The organism is Saccharothrix hoggarensis (assembly GCF_042678885.1).
GTDB lineage: Bacteria > Actinomycetota > Actinomycetes > Mycobacteriales > Pseudonocardiaceae > Actinosynnema > Actinosynnema hoggarensis.
In genome coordinates this window covers 1-15,511 of sequence record NZ_JBHTLK010000006.1, presented here as the reverse complement: position 1 = coordinate 15,511, position 15,511 = coordinate 1, and the positions used below count along the sequence as shown (strand labels likewise).

Below are 15,511 nucleotides of genomic sequence, written 5' to 3'. Positions count from 1 at the left end.
TGGCGCCTCGTTTGAGCGGGTCGATGGTCGAGAGGTGTGTGTGGTTGACGATTTTCCTCCTGTGACGGGTGCGTGGGGGAAGGCATCGGGCAGGGAGTGGCCGCACCCTCTGGTCTGTCACGTGGTGGACACTGCCGTCGTCGCGGAGCTTGTGCTTCCGTTGTTGGTCGGTCCGCGTTGCCTCGGTGAGCTGCGGGATGCCTTCGGTCCGTTGGGTGATGCGGACGGGTGGATCGCGTTGCTGTGCGGGATTCACGATGTGGGCAAATATTCACCTGGGTTCCAGGGTCTGCATGCCGAGTTGGCATCGAGGAGATTGGGCTCGGCGGCGGCTCTTGATGTGGACTTCGTGAAACGACTCGGTGTCGCGCGGTTCGACACGCCGCATGGTCTGGTCACGGCGATGCACGTGGCCGACATGGTGGAGTCGTGGGGAGCGGATGTCCGGGTGGCGCGCGAGATTGCCGTCGCCTTGGGTGGTCACCATGGTTATTTCCCGAGTGCGGGGGAGATCACGCAGGCGGAGAGCGAGAAGAACAACCACGGTGAGGTGACGTGGGCGGCGTGGCGGGACGACCTCGTCGTGGCGGTGGCCCGGGTGCTGGGTTTGCCGGATCCGCGGTCGCTTCCGTGGGGTGAGGTGCGTTTCGGCGCGGGTGCCGCGGTCGGTCTCGCCGCGGTGACGACGATCAGTGACTGGATCGCGTCCGACGAGGCGAACTTCGAGTCGCCGGAGGAGCCGTTCGACCTCGACGCGTATATGGCCAGTGCGAGGGTCTCCGCAGTGAAGGCTGTGGACAGAGCGGGTTTGAGGCCGTGGGTACCGCCTCGCGACACCGGGTTCTCCTCGCTGTACCCGGAGTTGGAGAAGGTCCGTCCGGTGCAGCGGTTGGCCGAGCGGCTGGCCGTGGACCGACGGTCACCGACGATGGTCGTCGTCGAGGCTCCGCCGGGTGAGGGGAAGACCAAGGTCGCGATGCAGGTAGGTGCGACGTTGGTGCGTGATCTGGGGCTGGCGGGGATGTATGTGGCGATGCCGACGAAGGCGACGAGCAACCAGGTGCTCGTCGAGGTGGAGACGCTGCTCAAAGGTCTGGAGGATTGGACCACGGTGCGGTTGATCCATTCCGATGCCCGTGCGTATCTGGAGGAACGGACTGTTGAACCGGCCGATGTCGGCCGCGACCATCCGGAGGACTCCGACGTCGCGGCGCGGGAGTGGTTCACCCGCAAGAAGAGCCTGCTGGCCAATCTCGGTGTGGGCACGGTGGACCAGGCCGCGAAGGCGGTGATCCGCTCCGGCCACATGTTCGTGCGGTTGGTCGCGTTGTCCAACAAGGTGGTCGTCTTCGACGAGATCCACGCCTACGACACCTATCTGTCGTCGCTGCTGGACCGGTTGCTGATGTGGTTCGGGCGGTTGGGTGTCTCGGTGGTGCTGTTGTCGGCGACGTTGCCGACCCGTCGTCGTGACGAACTCGCGGCCGCCTGGCAGTCCGGCCTGCTGGGGGTCCTGCCGCGAGAAACCCCTCCGTTGCCGCCGTCATCCGACTATCCGCGAGTGACGGTCGTGGGCGCCGACGAGCCGGTCGTGGAGGGCGCGGAGGTCTCGGACCTGAACAAGGGTCGTCACGTCCGTCTCGACAAGCCCGTCGAGGAGGCCGATGTCGTCGACTGGCTGCTGGGGAAGATGGGGGCCAAGGGCTGTGCGGCGGTGGTGCACAACCTGGTGGGACGCGCGAAGAGGACGTTCGAGGAGCTTCAGGCCCGAGTCGCCACGCTGCCCGCCGCGCGGCGTCCGGAGGTAGTCCTCCTGCACGGGCAGGTGTCCTACGCCGAGCGTCGTCGGACCGAGAGTTGGCTGCGGGAGTCGTTCGGGCCGGGTGGGACGAGGCCGCACGCGATCGTGGTGGGCACACAGGTGCTCGAGCAGAGCCTGGACCTGGATTTCGACGTGATGCTCAGCGACCTGGCTCCGGTCGACCTGGTGATCCAGCGTTCGGGCCGTGAACACCGGCACGATCGCAGTGCGGCTCGTGGCGGGATGGTTCTGGGCATCACCGGGGTGAGCGATACCCCGGACGGGCCGACGTTCCCGCGTTACCTGGGCGGCGTCTACTCGCCCTACGTGTTGATGCGGACGTGGGCGTTGCTCAAGGACAAGCCCACGATCTGCTGTCCTGACGATGTGCCGGGTTTGATCGACGCGGTTTACGGGCCGGACGAGGCGGTCGCCTGCCCTGCCGGATGGGCGGCGTCGTGGGACAAGGCGCGTGCCGCGCACGAGAAGTTGATCGAGAGGTACGAGCGCGAGGCGCAGACGATGTACCTGCCGATGCCGATCGGTTCGGTGCGGCTGGAGAAGCTGTCGGCACAACCCAAGCGGGCCAACCGGACCCGGATAGGACGCGGTGGCAAGTGACCGACTACGACGACGAGTTCCCCGACACGACGGTGGACGTGGTGCTGCTGCATGCCGGGGTGGACGACGACGGGAGCGATTCCGTCAGACCGGTGCGCGGGGGAGCGGTGACCAATCTGACCTCGACCACCAGTGATCTGACCGTGCTGGACGCCTTGTTGGAGTCGAGCACGGTCCTGTCGGCGCCGGACGGTGTGCCGCCTGAGGTCGTATCCGACCTGCTGGCGGCACCGGTGCCCCACCTGTTCGCCAGCAACCCTTGGTTGCGTCAGCACCGCGCGCTCGTATTCCACGACGGCCAGTGTCTGGTCGCCGGTCACCTCATCCGCTACCGACCGGAGTACGGCGTGTACGTCGATGGTTACCAGTGATCGCCCCGGCCGCATCGTTCAACCTGCTGACCGAGCCGTGGATCCCGGTGATCGGGACGGACGCGCAGCGCCGTGAGGTGGGTTTGAACGAGCTGCTGCTCGACGCCCGTGGCATCCGGCGGATCGTCGGTGACACACCGCCGATGACCGCAGCGCTGTACCGGCTGGCGCTGGCGTTGCTGCACCGCGCCTACGGACCGGTCGACGAAGACGCCTGGGGCCACCTGTGGTCGGCCAAGCAACTGCCGTCGGCGAAGCTGCGTGACTACGCGGCGGGCCAGTCGGACCGCTTCGATCTCTTCCACCCCGAGCGGCCGTTCCTGCAAAGTCCGGCGCTGGCCCGTATCACGCCGTCGACGGTGGCGAAGCTGGTTCCCCACCTGGCGGTCGGCAACAACGTCACGTTGTTCGACCACACGACCGCCGGAGACCGGACCGTGCTCAGCCCGGCACAGGCGGCGCGGTGGCTCGTCACCGCCCAGGCATTCGATCCGGGCGGCATGAAGACCCCGTTCGAGAAAGTGAAGTCCTCCGAACGGGCTCCCTGCAACCTGCTGGGCGTGGTCCTCGTCGAGGGAGGCGACCTCAAGGAGACCCTGCTGCTCAACGCCTTGACTTACGCGCCCGACCTTCAGACTCCGTACATGACGTCCAGTCGGGACATGCCGGCGTGGGAGGAGCCGGACCCACCCGAGGGGGCACCGGGCGAACGGCGCGCACGGGGGTGGACCGACCTGCTGACCTGGCCGTCCCGGCGGATCCTGCTGGTTCCCACGGTGAGTGGGGACACCGTCGTGGTGGACGGTGTGGTCCTTACCCCCGGTGTGCGGTTCAAGGGCGATCTTCCGGAGGAAGAGAAAATGGCGGCCTTCCGGCGCCCACTCGGCCCCAACGGCAAACCCAAGAAGGACGCGCCGCTGCTGCCGATCCGGCTCAACCCGCTGCGCGGTGTGTGGCGGCACAGCGTCGAACTGCTCATGATCGACCTCCGGCAGGAGGGGCGCACCAGGATCCGGCCACGAGCCCTGGAACAGATAGCCGCGCTCGCAGGGGACGGGCACATCCCCCGCGACGCCGTCTACACGCTGCGGGTGCTCGGGCAGCAGTTGGACAAGAACGCCTCCGTGGTCGAGGCATACCTGGAAGAACAGGTCCCCGCACCGGTGCCCTTGCTGCGCGCCCGGGACACGTCCCTGGGCGCGTTGATCGGGAGCGCCATCGCGCTGGCCGACAACGCCGGAGCGGCCTTGCGGCACATGGAGCGCGACTACAACAAGGACAAGCGTGCCGACCCCACCTCCACCCTGGACGTGGCGTACTGGCCACAACTACCCCGACGCTTCGCCACGTTCCTGCGTGAAGTCGCACGAGCCCACGACGCCGACGAACCCGAGTCCGACGCGGTCGAACAGTGGACGCGCGAGGTGTACCGGATCGCCAAGCAGGCCGCCGAACGGTGGGCCGAGCGAGCACCGGCGGACACCCGCGACGTGTTCCTCATGGGCAAGCACCTGCGAGCGTTCCATACCCGGCTCAACGTGTTGGTGGACAACTTCCGCCGCGAGGCGCGCAGCTACACCACGAAAGGACGAATCGCGTGACCGACACCCTCACGCAGCGGCGCCGCACGTTCGTCAACTACCTCCACGGACTGCACTATTGGGCATCGTCGGACAACCCGAAACGGGCCGGCGAAGCCAGGCAGGCACTGGCCAGGCTGCGACGGATCTTCTCCGGCTCCCGGCAACAAGCCGACGCCTACGAGTACGTCTTCCCCCACGACCCACCGCACGACGAGCAGGACACCTGGCTGCTCGTCGCGGGTCTGTTCGCCCTGCACCCGCAACGCAGACGTGCCAAGGACGCGCGCCGCCGCTCGCTGGGCGCCTCCATGGGAGAACTCGAAGCGGCCCGCGGACCCGCCGTGACCCGACGCTTCACCCAGCTCCTGGCGCGGGACCGCGACGCGCTGCCGCACAACCTGCGCCAGACCGTGCGGCTGCTGTCGTCCCACGACATCCGCGTCGACTTCGACCAACTCCTCGACGACCTGGTCGTGCTGCTCGGCGACGACGACCAAGCCGACCAGGCGCACCGCGTGCGCCTGCGCTGGGCCGGCGAGTTCCACCGCCCACCGACGACGAACACCCCACAAGACAAACGGACCTCGGCCGACGAGCCGTCCGACACCGACGAATGACCACCTCCCGGAGAGCTTCGTGATCATCGAGCTGCACCTGCTCCAGTCCTTCCCGGTCAGCAACCTCAACCGCGACGACGTCGGCCAGCCCAAGACCGCCACCTTCGGCGGCTGCACCCGCGGCCGGATCTCCAGCCAGTCCCTCAAACGAGCCGCCCGGCTGCTGTTCAACGACTACGGCCTGGACACCTCCGAGACCGGCGTGCGGACCAAGCGGCTGGTCGAGAACACCGCCGAGGCGCTCGCACGACCCGACCGGGACCACGCACTGACCCGAGGCGTGGTCACCGCCGCCCTGGAACAGCTCGGCTTCGCCGTGGACCCCGTCAAGGGCCTCACCCAGTACCTGCTGTTCGTCGGCCGCGACGCCGTCGACCGGCTCGCGCAGTACAGCCAGGACAACTGGGACGTCCTGGCCGCCGGCCACACGGCGAAGGCGGCGAAGAAGGACAAAGAGAAGGACGACGCCGCCGACAAGCCCGCGAAACCCGTCAAGTCCAAGCCCGACAAGGCCACCGCAGCGGAGGCCAAGCGGATCCTCGACGGCGGCCGTGCCGCCGACGTCGCCCTGTTCGGGCGGATGATCGCCGACAACAAGGACTTCAACGTCGACGCCGCGTCCCAGGTCGCCCACGCCCTGTCCACCCACGCCGTGCTCAACGAGTTCGACTTCTACACCGCGGTCGACGACCTTAAGCCCGATGGCGAGTCCGGCGCCGACATGATCGGCACCGTCGACTTCAACTCCGCCTGCTACTACCGCTACGCCAACGTCGACACCGACCAACTGGTGCGCAACCTCGGCGGCGACACCGACCTCGCCACCCGAGCTATGCGCGCCTGGCTGAACTCGTTCATCCACGCCGTGCCCAGCGGCAAGCAGAACTCCATGGCCGCCCGCACCGTGCCCGACACCCTCCTCGGTGTCGTCCGCGACGCCGGCGCCTGGAACCTCGCCAACGCCTTCCTCAAGCCCGTCACCGACGTCGACCTCATGGTCGGGTCCACCGAACGCCTCACCAAGCACTTCACCGGCCTGCGCGACTTCTACGGCAGTGACCAGATCCGCGCGATCGCAGCCGCCTCCGTCAGCGGCGACCTGCCACACCTGGATCCCGCCGACACGGTCACCACCATCGGCGCGTTCATCGACAACCTGCTCGCAGCCGCGAAGGCGTGACCACCGTGCCGATGTCGCTGGCCCTGTGCTTCGACGCACCGATGCAGTCATGGGGCATCCGATCCCGAGGCGTCATCCGCGACACCACCACCGAACCCACCAAATCCGGTGTCGCCGGCCTCCTCGCCTCCGCCCTCGGCGTCCCCCGTGAAGACGACGACACCATCGCCGAACTCGCCGCCCTCCAACTGGCCGTGCGAGCGGACCGCGAAGGCATCCTCGAGCGCGACTACCACACCACCCAGAACGTCCCCACAACCCAAGGCACAGGGCACCGCACCGTGGTCAGCGAACGCTACTACCTCGCCGACGCACTGTTCCTCGTCGTGCTGGAAGGCGAACCGGCGCTGCTGCAACGCCTCCACGACGCCGTGAACAACCCCCGGTGGCCCCTGTTCTTCGGCCGCCGAGCCTTCGTGCCCACTCGACCACTGGTCACCAAGGTCGGCCTGTCCGAACGCTCGGCGGCCGACGTCATCGACGACCACCACTGGCTGGAACCGTCACCGCGGATCCGGGCAACTGAACTCCGCAAGAACGACCGGATCGGCCTGCGCGCCGTCATCGACTGCCCACCGACCACCGACAAGGCCGAAATCCGCCACGACCACCCGCTCAGCTTCACCGAAGGCAACCGCCGCTACAGCACCCGCACCGTCCTAACCCGACCCGTGCCGCTCACCGACGCCATGATCACCGCCGCAGGAGACGACAACCCGTGTACCTGACCAAACTGTCCGTCAACGTCAGGTCCCGCGAGTTCCGCCGTGACTTCGCCAACATCCACGACCTGCACCGCACCGTCATGTCCGGCTACCCCGACACCGACGGCGACACCCCCGCACGCCAAGCCCACGGCGTCCTGTGGCGCCTGGACCCCAGCCCCACCGGCTACACCGTCTACGTCCAAAGCCACACCGAACCCAACTGGGTGAAACTGCCCACCGACTACCTCGCCGCACGGGCGGAAATCCGCCCGCTTCAGCCCGTCCTCGACGCCATCACCCCCGGCCGCAAACTCGCCTTCCGCATGCTCGCCAACCCCACCCAGGACAGCCGCCCACCTCAACTCCGAGGCCGCTCACGACGCGTCGCCCACCGCACCCCGGAAGACCAGACCACCTGGCTGATCCGAAAAGGCGAACAACACGGCTTCGTCATCCCCACCGCCCGCGACGGCCAACCCGACATCAACCCCTCACCCATCCCCAGGATGACCGGACACAAAGGCGACAGCGGAACCATCACCATCGACGCCGTCCGCTACGACGGCCACCTCGTCATCACCGAGCCCGAAGCCTTTACCGACGCGATCGTCGCCGGCATCGGACGAGCTAAGGCATACGGATGCGGCCTACTCACCCTCGCCCCACCACGGAGCCACTAGAGCGTGTCCTCAAAGCCAGATGAGCAGGGCGGCCAGATCGATCATGCCTCGGTAGGACACGGCGGTCTTGTCGAAGCGGGTGGCTATCGCGCGGAACTGCTTGAGCCGGTTGAAGCAGCGTTCCACGACGTTGCGACGTTTGTAGGCGGTGCGGTCGAAGGCCGGCGGGCGCCCGCCGGCGCGGCCCTTGCGTTTACGGTCGGCCTGCTGGTCGCGGCGTTCGGGGATGGTGGCCGGGATGACTCGTTTGCGCAGGTGGGCGCGGGTGGCCTTGGTCGAGTGGCCCTTGTCCGCGATCACCTGCGGACCTGGTCGCCGGGCGGCCCGGACCCGATCTGTCGAACCCGACACCGGCCATGACGGTGGTGAACCGGGTGCGGTCGTTGACGTTGCCGCCGGTCAACACCACCGACGGTGGCCGACCGCGGCCGTCACAGGCCAGGTGGATCTTCGTGGTGGGTCCGCCGCGGGAGCGGCCGATGGCATGATCAGCCGGCTCGCTGCGCCCCGCCGCACGACCCGCCCGCCCCCTGTGTGGGACGCGGCCACGGATGCGCGGCGTGCTCCGGCGGCGTGCTGATGGGCGCGCACGATGCCGGAGTCCACCGCCACCTCGCGGTCGAGCTCGTCGATCGCTTCGGCGATCACCCGGACCTCGTGACACCAGCGTCGTGAGGGTGCCGTTGCGCGCGGTGCCGGGACCCCCGCCCGCGCAGGGAAGACCACCTGACGGGCGTGGACGCGCAACGGCCCGACGGACCACCCCCGCTCGCGCGGGGGAGACTCGCCACCGTCCAATTCGTACAGGTCGCACCGGACCAGCCCCGCTCGCGCGGGGAAGACATCACCCAGCGGCACGACGGGTGCGACGTCGAGGGACCACCCCCGCTCGCGCGGGGAAGACACCGGCGACGCGCACCTCCTGGCGCACGCCCAGGGACCACCCCCGCTCGCGCGGGGAAGACGGCCGAACGACTCTTGAACCTCGTGGACAGCGCGGACCAACCCTCGTCATCGGCCGGACCAGCCCCGCTCGCGCGGGGAAGACCTGTCGGGCGGTCTCGACTCAACCGGCCTGGTAGGACCACCCCCGATCGCGCGGGAAGGCTCATGGCCTCCCTAGCCGCTGGCTTCGGAGGCCGGACCACCCCCGCTCGCGCGGGGGAAGGCACTTCTTGACCAGCTACTTTAGAGGGTGAGAAGCCATTTCGGCATCGGTTTGACGGGGCGAGCTTGCACCCTGCTGGTCTGGCTGTGCTGTGCGCGTCGATGACGATGGTGTCCGCCATGCCTCGGCTGGCTGAACGCAGTGAGGTCGGCGTTGTTGTCACCGCTCCGCTCCGCGAGCACAGTCGTCTGCCGAGATGCTGCAGGGTCGGGCGACCATGATGAAGTCTCTCCCGAACGGATCTAGTGCTGCGTCACGCAACCTTGGCTGGGTAATGGGTCCAGGTGGGGATGGGTGAGTCGGTGGCGAAGCCGGTCTTGGGTCTGGCTCGGGCGTTGCGCCAGCGGATGTAGGCCGCGATGGCGGCGTTCTGCTCGGGGTGGGTGCGGTGGTCGGTGCCGTTGAGGGCGAAGTAACGCAGGGCGGTGAACTCGGCCTCGATCCAGTTCAACCAGCTGGAGTAGGTCGGCAGGAATACCAGGTCGACATCATGGTTGGCAGCCCAGTCCCGGACGTCGGGGTGGCGGTGCGGCGAAAAGTTGTCGACCCCGACGCGAACTCCTCGACCACATCCTGATCATGAGCGAGAGCCACGCACGACAGATCCTCACGACCTACGAAGACCACTACAACCGACACCGCCCCCACCAGGGCGGAAACCAACTACCACCCGAGACCCAGCAACACCCTGCCGCGGTACACAACCTCGACACCCACAGAGTGCACCGCACCCGCATCCTCGGCGGACTCATCAACGAGCGCAGACACGCAGCTTGACCAGCAGCGATGACTTTTCGAGCGGTACGAGATCCCGGCGTAGTCGATGTCGATCAGCACGTCGTGCGGGCCGACGTCGCGTCGCTCGATCGTCATCGGCTCCGGGGGCGCGGTCGCGCTGGTGGCCCCGCAGGCCCTTCACAGTGGTGGTCCTCGCGATTCCTTCCATATCGGATGGGGTCCGTTGCCCGCCGGACGGGTACTGACCATCAGACGTAGGCCAGGAATCGGCCCGCGAAGATCACGCCCGTCCACGTCGTCATCGACACGACGGCCGAGACACGGGCGGCGACCGGGGTCGCGTCGGCGTCGGCCCACTCGTCGACTCGACGGTAGACGCCGCGGTGGAACACGAAGGCGTTCAGCCCGGCGAGGACCAGGAGTCCGAGCTTCCACGGTGCGGCACTTGAGCCGGCGACGCCGAGGGCCTGCGCGCTGAACAGCAGGATGCCGGTGACGACGGCGACGGCCAACCCCAGGTGAGACACAGGCAGGAGATAGCGCGCGGCTCTCGTGACGGGCACCAGACGGCGCCCGACGCCCAGCAGCCGGAGGTCGAACGCGAAGGCCGGGCCGACGAGCACGGCGATCCCGAGGATGTGGAGGCTCTCGAGCGCCGCATACATGAAGGGAGTGGTGCGCACGGCGTCGCCGAGCGCGGAGTCCTGCAACCAGCGCAGGATCGGTTCAAGCCATTCAGGCATCCGGGTTCCGTTCGTCCTGCAGGGTGCGGCGGCGCAGGTAGAAGACGCCACCCACAACGGCTGCAACGACGACGCCGCCGAGCACCGCCCAGCCGACCAGCGCCTGTGAGCCGCTGTCCGCGGCGATGTCGGCATCCTCTGCCGTAGGGTTCTCCGGCGCGGACGGCGCATCTCCGGGACCTCCGGGAAGCGGTGCCCTGACCGGGAGCGTGTTGCCGATCACCTGGTTGACGGGCGCGTTGTCGTCTCCGTACCAGAACGCGACCGGGCGGAAGAGGCCGTCATCGGTGCTGTTGATGTATCCGACGCCCTGGAAGCGCTCTCCGACCTCCAGCGAGCGGTCCAGGCCGTTGCTACTCGACCACCACGGCGGAGCGATGATGATCTCGAGCTCGTCGTGGGGGCCGCCATACGCGGGAGCGGCCTCGACCCGGACGCTGTCCTCCGGGCCCGACAGCTCCTCGGGGATCGGCAGGTCAGGCGTGTCGGCCGGGAGTTCGGCGTCCAGCGCCACATCGAATTCCGAGTGCGGATCGCCCCAGTTCCCCTCAGTGGAGACGGTGCCGGCGATGTAGACGAGTTCGTTGGTCTCGAAGCCGTCCCAGCCGTGGTGCGCGGCGGCCGGTGACGCTGTGACCAGCGAGATCGCTGCCGCGGCGAGCAGTGGTGCCGTGGCCAGAAGGCCTAGGCGGCGTGGTCGGTCGGTGTGTGTGGAGACGGTCAAGGTCGTCGTTTCCTCTCTGTGGGTGGTCCTGGGGCCGCGGTTCAGCTCGCCGCGGGGAACGCGACGCCGGTCCGCTCGGCGTAGGCGGCCAAGAGCTGGTCCTGCGCCTGGGCGTCGTGCACGAGCTCGTTCACACGGGTCTCGACCTGCTGGTGGAAGAGGAACTCGCCGGTGACGTCGCTGCCCGGCTCGACCGCCTCAGCGAGCCAGACCTGGGTCATGTAGCCCTCGCGCAGGCTGTCGGGGGTGGTGGTGTTGCCGTTGTGGAAGCCGATCAGGGTGGGGATCCAGCCGGGCGCGACGGCGTTGACCTGCCGCTGCGGCCAGAGGCGCGCCGCCGCGGTGGCGGTCATCGCCATGTGCAGCTTGCTGTCGCCGTAGCTGATGCCGCCGCCCGAGCGCACCTCGTCGAGCCTCAGGTCCCGCCGAGGTGCAGGTCGGAGGTGAGGTAGCTCAGCTGCCGCGGTGGGGTGACCAGCGCGGTGAGGAGGTACGGCGAGAGGGAGTTGGAGTTGAGCAGGTTGCCGTCCGGGAGCCCGTACTCGCCAGCGTTGTGGACGATGACGTCGACTCGTCGAGCGCGTTGATCTGCTCGGCCGGCGCTTTGGTCTGGTCGGGGTCGAGCAGATCGCCGAGCACGACGTCTTCGAGGCCTGGCAGGTCGCGGCGGATGTCGGCGTCGCGCTGCTCGTTCCGGGCGTGCGCGACGACCGCGTGCCCTCGCTTCAGGAGGTGGGCCGCCGCGAGCTGGCCGGCACCGCCGGTGGAGCCGGTGATGAGGATGCGCTTCGTCTCGCCGCCTGCGGGCCGGACGTTCTCGGCGATCCAGCGCAGCTCGTCGGCGACCTCTTGGGTGTTGTAGACGCCGACGCCGTACAGCTCGCCCCGGGGGAGGAGATCACCAGAGGTCTCGCGCTGATCGGGCGCGGGCCTCGACGGCGCGGGCGTCGCGGTGCCCTGCTGCGGCGCGCTGGTGCAGGCGGGCAGAGCCCCCACGCCGAACGCGGCGGCGGTCAGCAGGAGACCTCGTCGGGTCAGGGCCGTCGTCTCGAGCGTCATTCTCTTCGTGTCCTTCTCTCAGCCGGCGACGGCGATGGTGACCTGCTGCCCGGCGGTTCACACCATGTGTCCGGTGTACTTCGGGTTGGTGAGGATGTCGCGCACATTGGAGTAGGTCCACACGCCAACCGCCCCGCGACCGGGGTTCAGCGTGGGCGGTGAGCTGGTCACCAGTTCATTCGGTGTGGATTTCGACAGTCGCGGTGATGGCGCCGTCCAGGTCGGCGATTCGGCTGGAGGCGTCGCCGTCCATACGTCCGATGATGACGATGCCGGAGTAGTGGGACTGGTCGCCGTAGTAAAGGACGAGATCGTTGCCGGGTGCGTAGTACCCGACATCCCCGATGTCGGGGTCCGCGCCGTCTGGTTGACCGTCCCGTGACAGCGGTGCGGGCAGCGGTCCGGTTTTCTCCACCGAGCCGTGATCGATCATGTCGATGGTCAGGGGTAGCTGGGCGATGAGGTCACGGCCAGCGGCGCTGTCGAAGATCGTGGCCTGAAGGCGCTGGTCGCCGACGGTGATCTGGATCTTCAACTTCTGCTCTTCCTGGTGAGGCGAGGAGTCCGTGTCGCTGGGGGTTCCGCTTGGCTGCGGCGCGGCGGCTGTCGCAGAGCGGGCTGCGTCCCGGGCGCTGCCGGGTGAGGTCGGTGGCGTTGCACCGCAGCCGGCGACGGTCACTCCGACGACCGTCACCAGCGCTGCGCAGACGACCGTGCGTGAGGCCGGCATGGGCGTCTCCATATCCATGTCAGATGAGCCCGCCCGCGACGGTGTGTCGAATGGGCTGTCGTCGGTTGACAACGAAGTCCCGCGCTGGCGACTGATCCTCGTTCGGTTCGTGCGCTTGCGCGGGTTGATCGGGTCTGTGCGCGCGGTGGGCGATCCGCACGTGCGGTGGCATCAGGAAGCTGCGCGGGGTGACCGTTCCGACCGTTTCCCAGAGGGCCGCTTGCGTTGCCGGCACACTCGCGGTCAGGCGAGGTTGGTGGTGAAGAACTCGTCGAGCGTGTCGAAGGGGATGAAATCCTTGCGGTCGTACAGGTCGACGTGGTCAGCGCCGGGGACGATCACGAGGTCGACGGTGCCGGGGGCAATCGCCTGGACGTCCTCGGAGTAGTAGCGGGAGTGCGCGTCGGCACCGGCCACCAGGAGGGCCTTGCGGGGCGCGAGCATGTCGATGTTCGTCATCAGGGAAAAGGCGAAGAACGACATCGGCGTGGTGGCGGTCCACGCGGTGGTCGAGTTGATCGAGCGCGCGTGGAATCCGCGCTCGGTGCGGTAGTAGTCGAAGAAGATCCTCGTGATCGGGTCGGCGTCCGGCGGAAGGGTCTTGGGCAGGACGCGGTTGGTGGGGGCGACGTTGCCGTTCGCGTCGAAGGGGACCTCGTGGGAGAGCCGCGCGTAAGCGCCGTTCTCGGCGTCGATCCAGCGTTGCCGGCTGAGGTGGTCGACGACCTTCTGGCGCTGTTCACGCGTGTAGTAGTCCTGGTGGCCGCAGGACATGCTGCGCGACATGTCGTACATCGAGGTCGTGGCGACCGCCTTGATGCGGCTGTCCGCGGCGGCCGCGGTGAGCGCCATGCCGCTCAGGCCGCAAACGGCCATCGCGCCGATGCGCTCGCGGTCGATGATCTTCTGCAGACCGAGGAAGTCGACGGCGGCGCTGTAGTCCTCGGTGTAGACGTCGGGTGAGGCCACGTCGCGCACGCTGCCGCCGCTCTCCCCGGTGAAGGACGGGTCGAAGGCGAGGGCGACGTAGCCCCGGCGGGCGAACTCGTTGGCGTACAGGCCCGAGGACTGTTCCTTGACCGCGCCGAACGGTCCGCTGACCACCAGCGCGGGCAGCGTGCCCCTGGCGTTCTTCGGCACGTAGAGGTCGCCGGCGACCTGGATGCCGTAGCGGTTCTTGAACCGCACCGACGTCCGTTTGACGTTCTTGTCCAGCGCGAAGGTGTAGTCGCCCTTGCCCTGTCCTGGGGCGTCTTCGGCGAGGCCGGTGACCGCGCCGAGGGAGGGCAGAGCCGCGAAGGAGGCGGCGGTCGCAGCGAACAGTCCGAGCGCTTTGCGGCGTTCCATGAAGTGGTCCTCACATTCGATGGGTGGGAAGGACGAGACGGTCAGTGATGGCTGTTCAGGCGACCGCGCCCGCCGGTCCGGTGGACGTCTTCTCGGGTCGGGCGAGGATGAGCAGGCCCGCCATGGACAGCGCGACGCACGTGATCATCAGCAGGGCCATCGGCACTGCGGTGTGCTCTCCGCCGAGTCCGGCGATCGGGGCGATGACGCCGGCGGCGGTCCACTGGACGAAGCCGAGAACCGCCGAGCCGGTGCCGGGGTGCTCGGGAACCTCCGCGGAGGCGAGCGCGCCGCCGTTCGGGCCGATGAGGCCCTGCGCGGTCATGAGCACGGCGAAGCAGACGATCGCGAGCAGCAGTGGGGTGTCCCACCACAGCGCACCGGCGAGCATCGCCACGCCGGCCAGCAGGGCGGCGATCTGTCCGGCGGCGATGACCTTGCGCGTCGCGACGCGTCCGGCGAGCCGGGCGGCGATCAGCGCGGCGGCCGTCATGCCTGCGGCGTTGGCGGCGAAGTCGGCCGAGTACGCGACCGGGGACATCCCGTTCATCGATTGCAGCACGAACGCCGACGTCGCCACGTAGGCGAACACCGCACCCATCGCCGACCCGCTGACCAGCACGTAACCGACATAGCGGCGCTGCCGCAGCACCTGCCGTCCGCTGGTGACGAACGCTCGCAGGCCGCCGCCGTGCCGCCGCTCAGCCGGCAGCGTCTCCGGTACGGCCACCAGCACGGCGAGGGTCATCGCGACGCCCATGGCCGCGACGGCCCAGAACGACACCCGCCACTGCGACAGCTGCAGGATGACCGCGCCGAGCAACGGCCCGACGATCGGCGCGATACCGCCGACGGCCGCGATGACGTTCAGGATGTGCACCAGGCGGGCGCCACGAGCGAGGTCGACGATGACGGCCCGGCCGATCACCATGGCCCAGCCACCGGCGAAGCCCTGCAGGAAGCGTCCCGCCATCATGACCGCGATGGAGGGAGTGAGAGCGCACACGACCGAGGCGACCGTCATGACGACGACCGAGGCGATCAGCAGCCGCCGCCGACCGTGCTGGTCGGACACCGGGCCGCCGACGAGCTGCCCGAGGGCCATGCCGACGAAGAAGGTGGTCAGAGTCAGCTGAACCTGCGTCGCCGTCGCCGACAGGTCACCCGCCACGCGGGGAAACGCAGGCACGTACATGTCGGTGGCCAGCGGCGCGATCGCGGTCAGCAAGATCACGGTGGTGACCAGGCCGGCGGTGAGCCGAGCCTGGCGACGCACCGGGCCGGTCACGCCCGCGACTCCGTCGGCAGGCGACGCCGGCGCGGAAAGCAGTGAGGGCATGTATCTGAGCAAACCCGCTCCGGGCGACACCAAGAAGACACCAGCCATAGGTGTACCGGCAGTACATCGCAGTTCAGCGGGATGCGTCGTACCGTCGAGACCG

General features: G+C 68.4%; 17 protein-coding genes, 1 pseudogene and 1 CRISPR repeat array. Of the genes and pseudogenes, 7 read left to right on the top strand and 11 right to left on the bottom strand.

Annotation, left to right across the window (positions count from 1 at the left end):
• Positions 1-34: 34 nt before the first annotated feature.
• Genes cas3 through cas6e form a run of 7 tightly spaced genes read left to right on the top strand, consistent with a single transcriptional unit; the run spans position 35 to position 7,560 of the window.
• Positions 35-2,422 (top strand): CRISPR-associated helicase Cas3', encoded by a 2,388-nt coding sequence (cas3, locus tag ACFQ3T_RS02605; RefSeq protein ID WP_380719438.1) that lies wholly within the window; start codon positions 35-37, stop codon positions 2,420-2,422.
• Entirely contained in the window at positions 2,419-2,793 is a 375-nt protein-coding gene (locus ACFQ3T_RS02600; RefSeq protein ID WP_380719325.1) for a hypothetical protein, read from the top strand. Before cas3 ends, ACFQ3T_RS02600 begins: the two co-directional genes overlap by 4 nt.
• Entirely contained in the window at positions 2,790-4,394 is a 1,605-nt protein-coding gene (gene casA / locus ACFQ3T_RS02595) for a type I-E CRISPR-associated protein Cse1/CasA (protein WP_380719323.1), read from the top strand. Before ACFQ3T_RS02600 ends, casA begins: the two co-directional genes overlap by 4 nt.
• Positions 4,391-4,993, top strand: a complete 603-nt coding sequence (gene casB / locus ACFQ3T_RS02590) for a type I-E CRISPR-associated protein Cse2/CasB (protein WP_380719321.1) — start codon at positions 4,391-4,393, stop codon at positions 4,991-4,993. The genes casA and casB overlap by 4 nt, the downstream gene beginning before the upstream one ends.
• 19 nt (positions 4,994-5,012) lie before the next feature.
• Complete coding sequence (gene cas7e, locus ACFQ3T_RS02585; protein WP_380719319.1) at positions 5,013-6,173, top strand: type I-E CRISPR-associated protein Cas7/Cse4/CasC; 1,161 nt, start codon at positions 5,013-5,015, stop codon at positions 6,171-6,173.
• Positions 6,170-6,901 (top strand): type I-E CRISPR-associated protein Cas5/CasD, encoded by a 732-nt coding sequence (gene cas5e, locus ACFQ3T_RS02580; RefSeq protein ID WP_380719317.1) that lies wholly within the window; start codon positions 6,170-6,172, stop codon positions 6,899-6,901. The genes cas7e and cas5e overlap by 4 nt, the downstream gene beginning before the upstream one ends.
• Complete coding sequence (gene cas6e, locus ACFQ3T_RS02575; protein WP_380719315.1) at positions 6,892-7,560, top strand: type I-E CRISPR-associated protein Cas6/Cse3/CasE; 669 nt, start codon at positions 6,892-6,894, stop codon at positions 7,558-7,560. Before cas5e ends, cas6e begins: the two co-directional genes overlap by 10 nt.
• A gap of 9 nt (positions 7,561-7,569) precedes the next feature.
• Here cas6e and ACFQ3T_RS02570 read toward each other — a convergent pair whose 3' ends face one another.
• From ACFQ3T_RS02570 to ACFQ3T_RS02520, 11 genes and pseudogenes are all read right to left on the bottom strand, one after another.
• The gene (locus ACFQ3T_RS02570; RefSeq protein WP_380719313.1) at positions 7,570-7,911 is read right to left on the bottom strand and encodes a transposase; all 342 of its coding nucleotides are present in this window, start codon (positions 7,909-7,911) and stop codon (positions 7,570-7,572) included.
• Between the two features lie 403 nt (positions 7,912-8,314).
• Positions 8,315-8,608: a CRISPR direct-repeat array (repeat unit 30 nt; unit sequence AGGGACCACCCCCGCTCGCGCGGGGAAGAC).
• A 373-nt stretch (positions 8,609-8,981) separates the two neighbouring features.
• Positions 8,982-9,269 (bottom strand): annotated as a pseudogene (locus ACFQ3T_RS02565) (transposase); the annotation flags it as partial.
• Between the two features lie 122 nt (positions 9,270-9,391).
• Positions 9,392-9,601, bottom strand: a complete 210-nt coding sequence (locus ACFQ3T_RS02560; RefSeq protein ID WP_380719446.1) for a hypothetical protein — start codon at positions 9,599-9,601, stop codon at positions 9,392-9,394.
• A gap of 113 nt (positions 9,602-9,714) precedes the next feature.
• Positions 9,715-10,176, bottom strand: coding sequence for a DUF6644 family protein (locus ACFQ3T_RS02555; protein ID WP_380719311.1), 462 nt, complete (start codon positions 10,174-10,176; stop codon positions 9,715-9,717).
• Positions 10,177-10,201: 25 nt separating this feature from the next.
• Positions 10,202-10,933 (bottom strand): hypothetical protein, encoded by a 732-nt coding sequence (locus tag ACFQ3T_RS02550; protein ID WP_380719309.1) that lies wholly within the window; start codon positions 10,931-10,933, stop codon positions 10,202-10,204.
• Positions 10,934-10,974: 41 nt separating this feature from the next.
• A complete protein-coding gene (locus ACFQ3T_RS02545; RefSeq protein WP_380719307.1) occupies positions 10,975-11,337 on the bottom strand; it encodes a Rossmann-fold NAD(P)-binding domain-containing protein in 363 nt (120 codons plus the stop codon).
• Positions 11,338-11,386: 49 nt separating this feature from the next.
• Positions 11,387-11,992: an NAD(P)H-binding protein gene (locus ACFQ3T_RS02540; protein ID WP_380719304.1), complete on the bottom strand. Its 606-nt coding sequence runs from the start codon at positions 11,990-11,992 to the stop codon at positions 11,387-11,389.
• A gap of 57 nt (positions 11,993-12,049) precedes the next feature.
• On the bottom strand, positions 12,050-12,163 hold the full coding sequence (locus ACFQ3T_RS02535; protein ID WP_380719302.1) for a recombinase family protein: 114 nt from the start codon (positions 12,161-12,163) through the stop codon (positions 12,050-12,052).
• A gap of 4 nt (positions 12,164-12,167) precedes the next feature.
• Positions 12,168-12,722, bottom strand: coding sequence for a cyclophilin-like fold protein (locus ACFQ3T_RS02530; protein WP_380719300.1), 555 nt, complete (start codon positions 12,720-12,722; stop codon positions 12,168-12,170).
• Positions 12,723-12,965: 243 nt separating this feature from the next.
• Entirely contained in the window at positions 12,966-14,069 is a 1,104-nt protein-coding gene (locus ACFQ3T_RS02525; protein ID WP_380719298.1) for an alpha/beta hydrolase, read from the bottom strand.
• Between the two features lie 55 nt (positions 14,070-14,124).
• Positions 14,125-15,511, bottom strand: a 1,387-nt coding sequence (locus ACFQ3T_RS02520) for a multidrug effflux MFS transporter (RefSeq protein WP_380719296.1), incomplete at its 5' end; no start/stop codon positions are given.

What these genes read in the sequence shown, in the direction of transcription:
- ACFQ3T_RS02525 (WP_380719298.1), bottom strand. Translation starts at nt 14,069, where the DNA reads ATGGAACGCCGCAAAGCGCTCGGACTGTTCGCTGCGACCGCCGCCTCC.
- ACFQ3T_RS02530 (WP_380719300.1), bottom strand. Translation starts at nt 12,722, where the DNA reads ATGCCGGCCTCACGCACGGTCGTCTGCGCAGCGCTGGTGACGGTCGTC.
- ACFQ3T_RS02540 (WP_380719304.1), bottom strand. Translation starts at nt 11,992, where the DNA reads ATGACGCTCGAGACGACGGCCCTGACCCGACGAGGTCTCCTGCTGACC.
- ACFQ3T_RS02560 (WP_380719446.1), bottom strand. Translation starts at nt 9,601, where the DNA reads ATGACGATCGAGCGACGCGACGTCGGCCCGCACGACGTGCTGATCGAC.